Raw genomic sequence first — 770 nt, forward strand, 5'->3', positions numbered from 1 at the left:
GGGGCCGGCTCCTGGCGCCGCACCAGCCACGCGCCGGAGGGGTCGCGCTGGGCGACGAAGCCGCTGCCGCGCAGCACCTGCTGCAGCGCCTGTGCGGTGTCCAGTTGGCCGTGCGCGCCGCCGCTGCGGGCCTGGCCCAGTTGGTCGGCGCGGTAGATCAGTTGCGCGCCGGATTGCCGCGCCAGGGTGTCCAGCGCCGCGCGCAGCGGGCCGGCGGGGACGTCCACCGTGCCGGTGGCGGCAACGGCAGCGGGTTGCGCCTGCGCCGCACAGGCGCTCGCACAGGCCATGCTCAGCAGCAGGGCACGCATCGGATACCGCATCGAGTTTTCTCCCCAAACGGGCGCGGAGCGCGCCTCAGTAGCTCCAGACGAACGAGACCGACAAATCCCCCCGCCGCCGCGCCGGCCCGGCGCGGGACGGCTTACCGGCTGTGCAACAGCACCGTGTCGCCGTGGCGCTCGGCGCGGATCGGGAACCCCTGTTCGAGCAGGCGCACGAAGGCGTCGACGTTGGACCAGCGCACGTTGCCGCCGACCCGCAGCGCCGCGGCACCGGCATCGGCGACCTGCAGCTTGACCGTGTTGTAGCGGTTGAACTCGGCCACCGCTGCCTGCAGCGGGGTGTCGTCGAAACTCAGGTAGCCGCTGCGCCAGTCCAGCGCGCGCTCGGCCTCGGCCAGCGCGACCCGGCGTACCAGCACCCCGTGCGGCCCGGCCTGGGCGATGCTGCCGGCATGCAGCAGCAGCGGCGGCGCCTGCGGCGCGCCC

The 770-nt window shown here is 74.7% G+C and carries 1 protein-coding gene and 1 pseudogene; both read right to left on the minus strand.

Annotation, left to right across the window (positions count from 1 at the left end):
• Positions 1-311: STN domain-containing protein (locus D588_RS25255; RefSeq protein ID WP_026144614.1), on the minus strand; the 311-nt coding region annotated here is incomplete at its 3' end.
• A 113-nt stretch (positions 312-424) separates the two neighbouring features.
• Positions 425-770 (minus strand): annotated as a pseudogene (locus D588_RS25260) (histidine kinase); the annotation flags it as partial.

Source organism: Xanthomonas sp. SHU 308 (assembly GCF_000364645.1).
Taxonomy (GTDB): domain Bacteria; phylum Pseudomonadota; class Gammaproteobacteria; order Xanthomonadales; family Xanthomonadaceae; genus Xanthomonas_A; species Xanthomonas_A sontii.